Origin of the sequence: Candidatus Ponderosibacter sp. Uisw_141_02, from assembly GCF_048087665.1 — a bacterium.
Classification (GTDB): Bacteria; Pseudomonadota; Alphaproteobacteria; order Puniceispirillales; family Puniceispirillaceae; genus UBA3439.
In genome coordinates, this window is record NZ_CP159807.1 from 2,114,872 (window position 1) to 2,122,500 (window position 7,629).

At 44.5% G+C, this 7,629-nt stretch carries 9 protein-coding genes (1 of these 9 only partly in view); 2 read left to right on the forward strand and 7 right to left on the reverse strand.

The window, feature by feature from the left end:
* Window positions 1–4 precede the first annotated feature (4 nt).
* The 7 genes from ABXT40_RS10415 to ABXT40_RS10445 form a co-directional block, all read right to left on the reverse strand.
* Entirely contained in the window at window positions 5–679 is a 675-nt protein-coding gene (locus tag ABXT40_RS10415) for a DUF1028 domain-containing protein (RefSeq protein WP_443645534.1), read from the reverse strand.
* 3 nt (window positions 680–682) lie between these two features.
* Window positions 683–1,105, reverse strand: coding sequence for a RidA family protein (locus ABXT40_RS10420; protein ID WP_443645535.1), 423 nt, complete (start codon window positions 1,103–1,105; stop codon window positions 683–685).
* Window positions 1,106–1,287: 182 nt separating this feature from the next.
* A complete protein-coding gene (locus ABXT40_RS10425) occupies window positions 1,288–2,892 on the reverse strand; it encodes a hypothetical protein (protein ID WP_443645536.1) in 1,605 nt (534 codons plus the stop codon).
* A gap of 149 nt (window positions 2,893–3,041) precedes the next feature.
* Window positions 3,042–4,367 (reverse strand): aspartate aminotransferase family protein, encoded by a 1,326-nt coding sequence (locus tag ABXT40_RS10430; RefSeq protein ID WP_443645537.1) that lies wholly within the window; start codon window positions 4,365–4,367, stop codon window positions 3,042–3,044.
* Between the two features lie 113 nt (window positions 4,368–4,480).
* Window positions 4,481–4,801, reverse strand: a complete 321-nt coding sequence (locus tag ABXT40_RS10435; protein WP_443645538.1) for a hypothetical protein — start codon at window positions 4,799–4,801, stop codon at window positions 4,481–4,483.
* A gap of 2 nt (window positions 4,802–4,803) precedes the next feature.
* Entirely contained in the window at window positions 4,804–5,139 is a 336-nt protein-coding gene (locus ABXT40_RS10440) for a hypothetical protein (protein ID WP_443645539.1), read from the reverse strand.
* Between the two features lie 29 nt (window positions 5,140–5,168).
* The gene (locus ABXT40_RS10445) at window positions 5,169–5,657 is read right to left on the reverse strand and encodes a GAF domain-containing protein (protein ID WP_443645540.1); all 489 of its coding nucleotides are present in this window, start codon (window positions 5,655–5,657) and stop codon (window positions 5,169–5,171) included.
* A gap of 327 nt (window positions 5,658–5,984) precedes the next feature.
* On the opposite strand from ABXT40_RS10445, the gene ABXT40_RS10450 reads away from it, so the two are divergent.
* Complete coding sequence (locus ABXT40_RS10450; RefSeq protein WP_443645541.1) at window positions 5,985–6,779, forward strand: hypothetical protein; 795 nt, start codon at window positions 5,985–5,987, stop codon at window positions 6,777–6,779.
* Window positions 6,766–7,629, forward strand: partial view of a GSCFA domain-containing protein gene (locus tag ABXT40_RS10455; protein WP_443645542.1) — the 5' portion only. It continues 225 nt past the right edge of the window; 864 of the gene's 1,089 nt are visible here — the first part of the coding sequence; the start codon lies at window positions 6,766–6,768; its stop codon lies beyond the right edge, outside the window. The genes ABXT40_RS10450 and ABXT40_RS10455 overlap by 14 nt, the downstream gene beginning before the upstream one ends.

Consider the following 7,629-nt stretch of genomic DNA (forward strand, 5'->3'; position numbering starts at 1 on the left):
TTGCCTACTCATCACCAGGAACCCAGTACTGAGGGGCTCTGGCAGGATCAAGAGCGCGAACGATGTAGTCATCCATCTGAGGCTTGTAAATATGCCATGCCGCCGCAACTGCCTCGATAGGGCAATCTTCGGTCCAATCGCATCGCAAATCAGCCATCGGCCATTCCTGTTCACTAACCAATAGCAAGCCTGCGGAATGCAGTTCTCCAGCCTCGCCACCAAGAGCCAATGCAGCGCGCATTGCATCAATTAAACGGTCGCCTAAATGACCAGTACCCTGATGAAATGCTGTGACCATCGCTTCTGGGATGTTTGGATTAGCCAATAAATTGCCAGCCGCAGCGGCATTTTGGGAGGCAAAATCAGCATGGGTGCCAAGCGATTTTGATCCTGAATAAATGGCCGCATTGCCTCTTGCATCAACCGCCAGCAACTGCCGAAAATCAGCATTTTTAGCGGCGTTAATAATCATTTTTACCGCTTCAGGGGCGCTATGTCCTTGAGCCATCGCAAGCAAAGTTTTTGGCCCTAGACGGGGGTCAGTGATGTTCTGGCTGGCAACCACTCCAACGCCGGCTTTTGCATGGGCGCAGCGCGCCGCCACAGCTGGTGATGATGATGACACAGCCATTCCAAGCTGGTCAGTTCTTGTGCATCTTGCAACGATTGAGAATGTCATAATCTAATTTGTGCCTGGAATAACAGCGGTAGCGTCAATCTCAACACGCCATTCAGGACGAGCAAGCGCCTGAACAACGAGGCCAGTGCATACTGGATGCACCCCTTTGATATAATCACCCATAGTACGATAAATTGCCTCACGGTGCCTGATATCTGTAATATAGACAACGAGCTTAACCAAATGTTCCATCTCACCACCTGATTCGATAATTAATTGCCGTATATTCTGCATCACTTTATGGGTTTGCATTGATGGGTCTAAGCTTTCGATATTTTTTGCATCATCAAGATTTTGTGGGCATTGACCACGGATCCAGACTGTTTTGCCACCACAGGTAACAACAGCCTGACATAAATCATTATCCAAATTCTGTTCAGGATATGTTTGTTTGGTATTGAACGGCCGAATGCGTTGATGGGTCATTTTTCGTCTCATTTTCCACTGGTTTAGAAGATTGATGAATTTAGGCACAGATAGCCGAAAAGTTAAAACGCAAAATTTAAAGGGAAATTTTAAGGTTCTAATATCACTCTGACCAGCATCTAAAAAAAATTGGATATGGGCAATTAATAACAAATTTTGACCATAATTTTTTCGATTAAACCCTAATCAATTGTTCTAAAACGGCTATTCTGGATAATTACAACCATGCCAATAGGCACCACAAGGGTTATGAGTAGAACGGTGATGAGTAACACCCCTAATTCGGAATAATCGGCCGTGGTGACAGTTACATCACTCAACTTGTCCTTTACTTCGCGTGTGACAACAAAGGCCTCGTTCAGATATTTGGTGCCAAGTGCGCTCGCCGAAAGTGCCAGATTGGTAAATGACGCAAAAACCGCAAAAAATGTTGCCTTCATATGAACTGGCGCATTCCGAGCAATCCAGGCCAAAAGAGGTATCATCGAAACCTGACCAAGTGGGGATTCGACAGCGGTATTGATAATCGCAATAAATTTCGCATCAACAATCCCGCCACTATAGGCAGCGGTCCATTCATGCAAGCCATAATACATACCAATGCTTGGCAGAAACAACACAGCACCAGCAATGGATAAAATAACAACAATACGCGCAATCGAATTATTCGCCATAAACGGACGCAACAAGATAATGCCAACAAGGGTCAGAATTGATGCAATAAGCGAAAGAATGGACAGGAATTGTTCATTGAATAAAAGCTGGTCAATTTCAAACCATGTAAGCCCCGGACCCGGACTTGGCATTGCCCGAAAGGTAAAAATAATAATTGCTGTTCCAACAATCATTAGCCGTTTTTCAGGCGGAAGAAAGCGCATTAGCCGTTTCATTAAAAACAAGATAATACCAACTGATCCAGCAAAGACAATTTCCTGTGCATAGCCGATGCCCGATGTGCCGACACTCAGGGAAAACACCACAAAGATCAAACTGCCAAGCAGAATTGACCAGTTGATTTCAGGCAGTTGATGCGGGCTTGTGGGGGTGTGATATAGCTTTTGTATACGGGATTTGCGGTAAGAGTGCTGGAGGCGTGCAAGAATGACCCCAGCAATCGAGATTGCAGGAATGATCAACGCATAAAGATAGATACGCGCATAAAGATCAATCCGGGCAACGGTATCAAGGCGATCGACATCGCTAAACAAAATGACATTGGCAAGTGAAACCAAAACTGTGCCGCCAATAATGGCAAACCGGCCAAGGGTTTGCATCGTGGTATGCATGATTTTTAGCTGGTCAGGGTCGATATCATCGCCATTTTCATCCTGTTCAGGAACTGCCTCAACCGTCATTGCATCGGCCACAACATCCTGAATAACATAACCAACCGGCCCTAAAATAACACTGGTTACAAACCATGTTTCAACAGGCATGATGCTTGCCATAAATTCGGTGTGACCAATCAGCCCGAACATTATCAAAAGGCTGGCGGCAATTACCACCGCACCAAGGCCAACGAGATAGGCCTTGTATTTCCAAATCAAATCAACCAGGTGCCCAAGCGGCATTTTTAGCGCCCATGGCAAGCCCGCCCAAAATCCAAGGCTGGCCAAGAATGCAGCAGATAAATTCAAATAATCTTTGATAAAAAAAGTACCTACAATCGCCGTTAGTCCAGACACACCAGCGGCGAGATAAACCATAAGGGGCGGAAGATAACTCCAGCGTAGCTGCTTTGGCAGTTCGCAAAGACCCTGAATAACCGAATGAAGACCACTATTCATAAAACCAGTATTAAGCATTACGCGAATTTATCAAGTTGCAATAGACGTCTATCAATGTAAAAAGCCGCCTCAAATCCGAGGCGGCCCATTAGCTTTAATCATATAAATGAATTGGTTGCAGTAGCAAAGGTTGGGCCGCCGATTGCCAATCATATGGTCATATCTACCGCCAAAGCCAGCCGATCCACCAGCATATCCATTTCATCATTGGTGACAATAAACGGCGGTGCCAGCAGAACATGGTCTCCTATTCTGCCATCAATCGTTCCTTGCGCGGGATAACATACCAGCCCCGATTGAAAGGCATTCTTTTTCAAATTGCCTGCCACATTCAAAGCAGGATCAAAGGGCGTTTTATCATCCTGCGATGCGACAAATTCAATGCCGATGAACAACCCTCGGCCTCTGATATTGCCGATATGGGGGTGTTGTCCCAGCTTTGCCTTCAACTGCAATTTTAAATATTCGCCTTTTTGCGCCACGTCATCAACAAGGCCATCAACCACCAACCGATCCAAAACAGCATTCGCCGCCGCCGCTGCAATCGGATGACCAAGATAGGTATGACCATGCTGGAAAAACCCGGATCCGTGTTCAATAGAATCATGAATATAATCTTGGCACAACATCGCCCCAATAGGCTGGTAGCCAGCCCCTAGGCCTTTGGCAATCGCCACAATATCAGGGGTGACGCCATCAACGTCACCGGCAAACAGTGCCCCTGTCCGTCCCATGCCACACATAACTTCGTCAAAAATGAGCAAGACACCATATTGATCACAAATCTCTCTGATGCGGGCTAAATATCCCGGGACAGGGCAAAGCGCGCCTGCAGTTGCGCCAACCACAGGTTCAGCCAAAAATGCCATAACCTGCTCTGGGCCAAGCCGTAAGATTTCATCTTCCAATTCATTGGCAACCCGAAGGCCATAGTCCTCTTCGCTTTCATGGTCGCGCTGATAACGCCATGCGTAACAAGGAGAGATAAGACTTGTTTCAACCAGCAAAGGTTCAAACTGACGGCGGCGCCATTGATTTCCCCCAGCTGCCAAAGCACCAAGAGTATTGCCATGATAACTTTGTTTTCGAGCAATGATATGCTTGCGGTTGGACTGACCGGTTTCAATAAAATATTGGCGGGCCAATTTAATGGCAGCTTCCATCGCCTCTGACCCGCTTGATACCAAATAAACCCTATTGATATTCCCCGGCGCATATGCGGCCAAACGTGCCGCCAGGTCTTCTGCTGGGGAACTAGTGAAAAAAGATGTATGGGCATAAGCGATGTTTTCAGCCTGTTTAATAATGGCATTTTTCACATGAAGATCAGAGTGGCCTAGGCAAGATACTGCCGCGCCACCCGAGCCATCAAGATAGGCGTTACCAGTTTGATCAAAAAGAAAACACCCTTCCCCAGCTCTGGCAACAGGAAGGTCTGTTCGGCTATTACGTTGAAAAACAAACTGACTTTTCATCTTAACTCTCTTGCCTTTTAATTACCCGATAACGCTGTCTCTGTCGCCATACAACCACCCCAAGCAACAACGCGGTAAAATCTTCAGCTGCTGAACGGCAGGGTTTAACCGAGTTAGTTCAACGTTATTTCAGTAGCAGAATTTTCAGCTTCAAAGGTATAGATGTAAACGCCAGCGTAGTTGGTTTGAATAAAATTAAATGAGCTCCTTATATCATCAAATACGGCTTTTGACCGAGACTCAAAGGTCTTCAAATCAGACCCGCTGTCGAATTTTACGGTGATCGTTAGGCTGCCGCAGCGACCGAGAGAAATATTCATAGACTGCATATTGCATGGTCGGATGAGTTTTGCCAGATTTTCTGCAAAAAATGATGAAGCGACCTTCGCATCAGTTGGCTCGACAAATTTCAAATTAAAAACCTTAGCGTACATGGCTAGTCCAGTTCCTCAAAAATTTTGTCGATTAACTCGGATGCATCAGTTCCCGTTACCTTAATTCGTTTCATCGGTTTAGGTGTTAAGCCCATCGACTGGATGAGTTTCCTGCCTTTGGCGGTTAACGTTACCTTCACACCCTCACTTATGTCGCAAAAACCCTCACTCTGTAATTGAGAGGTCCCAACAGCATCAATCGGCAGACCTGCCTCAAGCAAAAGAAGGTTTTTAAAATCAACAAGGCTCGCTTTTTTCATTGCGGATGACAAAACATCTGCCGCTTTAATAATTTTCTCAGCTGTCAGGCTCTTTTGCTCAACTTGTAAATCGAGCAAATGGGCAATGTTTCTGGCTATGCGCTTAATCAGATCCTCTTGTGAGTCGGATATTTTTTTGGATCGGTATTAAAAAGACATAAAGTGCCCAAAACATAATTGTCTTTGTTAACCACTGGAAACCCGGCATAGGCATGCGGCGCATCGCCCGATTTGATATATGGATGTTCTGCCCAATCAGGGTCTTTATAAAAATCTTCAATTATCAAAGGCTCAACGTCCAACAACACATAGGAACATACGTTCCATTTTGACCTGTCAGACCGGGCGCCAACTTCATAATTCTCATCGACGCCTGAGCCAGCCATTGAACATTGCGACTCACCGTCAAAAAGACTGAATTTCGCTTGCTCAAACCCCGTTAGATCTCGTGCTAGATCACAGTAAATTTGAAATAGATCAGAATTTGGTGCATCAACAAGCCCCGTTTTAATAACAGCTTGCGCTCTGCGTTCCTCGTTGTGGGGTATCGGCGCATCGGCAGTCACCGACGGTTTCGGAATAGTACTTAAAGCCATAAGAGTCGAACACCTTTCCAAGAATTTCAGCAAATCGTTCGCGTCGACCAAATATTGTCAAAAGTCTGCTAATTCCCTATTCACAGGCACGAAACGCCTGTCTTGCTGAAAAAAAAATTGTAAACGCTTACCATCGATTCTGCAACGCTATCGACATCGCACGCCGATCACAGATTTAGTGGGTACAGGCAATGCGTCAGTCATGACCCTCCAAAAGGGAGCACTTTCCTGTTTCAATTTTTATGAGCTGAAAGGTTATTTTGGCATCAACTTTGCTGATATGAAATCCACAAAAGCTAAACAATTGAGCTAAAGGTGGGTTGTCTAGTGTCTAAAGATTTCTTCTTCGTGGGTAATTCACAACTCATTACCAGTATTTTGGCACAATACTGCAACCGTCAAGAACGTCAGCAAATCGGTAAAGCTTGGACGGAAAACAAAGATTTTTACAAAGGTGTTTTCGAATTCGACGGTTCAATTAATAATTTTATAGCCTGCAACATGGGTCTGCTCGGCCGCCCCATCCTCGATTTTAAGTCCCAAAAAATAGCTGCGAATGAGGGTATGTTTAGGCTAGTAGAAATGATTGAAGATGGAAAAGACACAATTGTTGTAATGCTTCGTGGGAATGAATTTGCTGAATTTTGCTTGATCGATAATCCACCAAAATTTGACTTTAGCACTATTTTGTCACCAGCCACTAAGGGTAGGCAATTTGTGCATTCAATAGACTTGGCTGTGTATATCAAAGCACTGACCAATCCGATTTTGGCTACCTCTGTTATGATCAAAAACAAATATCCAAAACGAGAAGTCGTTTATGTCATGCCGCCACCGTTTCCCTGCGACAGTCATCTCCTTAAGCAACATGAATTTGCCAATCTTATTAGAGATTATGGATTAAAGCCGACACAAATTCGTCAAAAGTTATACCAAATGATATCAGAAATACTCTCCGCCGATTTAAAGAAATTGGGCATTAATTGTTTAGCCGCTCCCTCCGAATCTTTGAAAGAAATTGGTGTTCTTAAAAAGGAGTACGCACATGGTGCCATTCATGGCAATGAAAAATTTGGAGCTGCATTAATGAAAAGCCTTCACGCCCATTTTGGAACAAATTGATGAGATAAATAATATGCATCCTTATAGCTTTTACCCTCCCGAAAATTTTTGGAAAACTGGTGTTGCCGAACTCGATTGGGAGGAGCTTTGCCTAAAATCAAAATCCAAGTTCAAACTTGCAACATCCGATAAAATATCTACAGCGGGGTCTTGTTTTGCACAGCACATAGCGTCACATTTGAACGCAGTTGGCCTGAACCATTATATTGAGGAAAAGGCCCCATATTTCATGACTAAGCAGCGACTAGAAGAACTAAATTATAACGTTTTTTCAGCTCGTTACGGCAATATTTACACAGTGAAGCAGTTTCGGCAGTTGATTGAATTCGCCTTCAATGTTAGGCGCCGCTCTACTGTGTTTGCCAAGACCGATTTGGGCTACTTTGATTTGTTAAGGCCACTTATTCAACCCCAAGGGTTTGGGACTTTGCACGACCTTGAATGTGACCGAGAATATCACCTGAATTGCGTTAGGAAAGTCTTCGAAGGCGCTAGTTGTTTCATATTTACTCTCGGTTTAATTGAATATTGGTCGGATCAAAACCACGATGTGGCCTTTCCTATATGCCCTGGCACAAAAATTGGAGTATTTGACCCTAGCAAACATGCATTAAACATCAGTAGTTACACAGAGACTGTTCATGATCTATATTGGTGCATTGATTTTTGTCGCGAAGTAAACCCAAAAATGAACTGGATTTTTACAGTATCACCAGTCGCGTTGGCTGCAACGGCGCAAGACCAGCATGTGCTTCTGGCAACTTCAGCCGCGAAATCGCTTCTCCGAGCTGCCTTAGAAGAAGTTTGCGGCCAAAATATAAATTGCGAATATTTTCCTAGCTTTGAAATA

Coding starts and splice junctions, on each gene's coding strand:
- ABXT40_RS10415 (WP_443645534.1), bottom strand. CDS start 679: ATGACATTCTCAATCGTTGCAAGATGCACAAGAACTGACCAGCTTGGA.
- ABXT40_RS10420 (WP_443645535.1), bottom strand. CDS start 1,105: ATGACCCATCAACGCATTCGGCCGTTCAATACCAAACAAACATATCCT.
- ABXT40_RS10425 (WP_443645536.1), bottom strand. CDS start 2,892: ATGAATAGTGGTCTTCATTCGGTTATTCAGGGTCTTTGCGAACTGCCA.
- ABXT40_RS10430 (WP_443645537.1), bottom strand. CDS start 4,367: ATGAAAAGTCAGTTTGTTTTTCAACGTAATAGCCGAACAGACCTTCCT.
- ABXT40_RS10435 (WP_443645538.1), bottom strand. CDS start 4,801: ATGTACGCTAAGGTTTTTAATTTGAAATTTGTCGAGCCAACTGATGCG.
- ABXT40_RS10445 (WP_443645540.1), bottom strand. CDS start 5,657: ATGGCTTTAAGTACTATTCCGAAACCGTCGGTGACTGCCGATGCGCCG.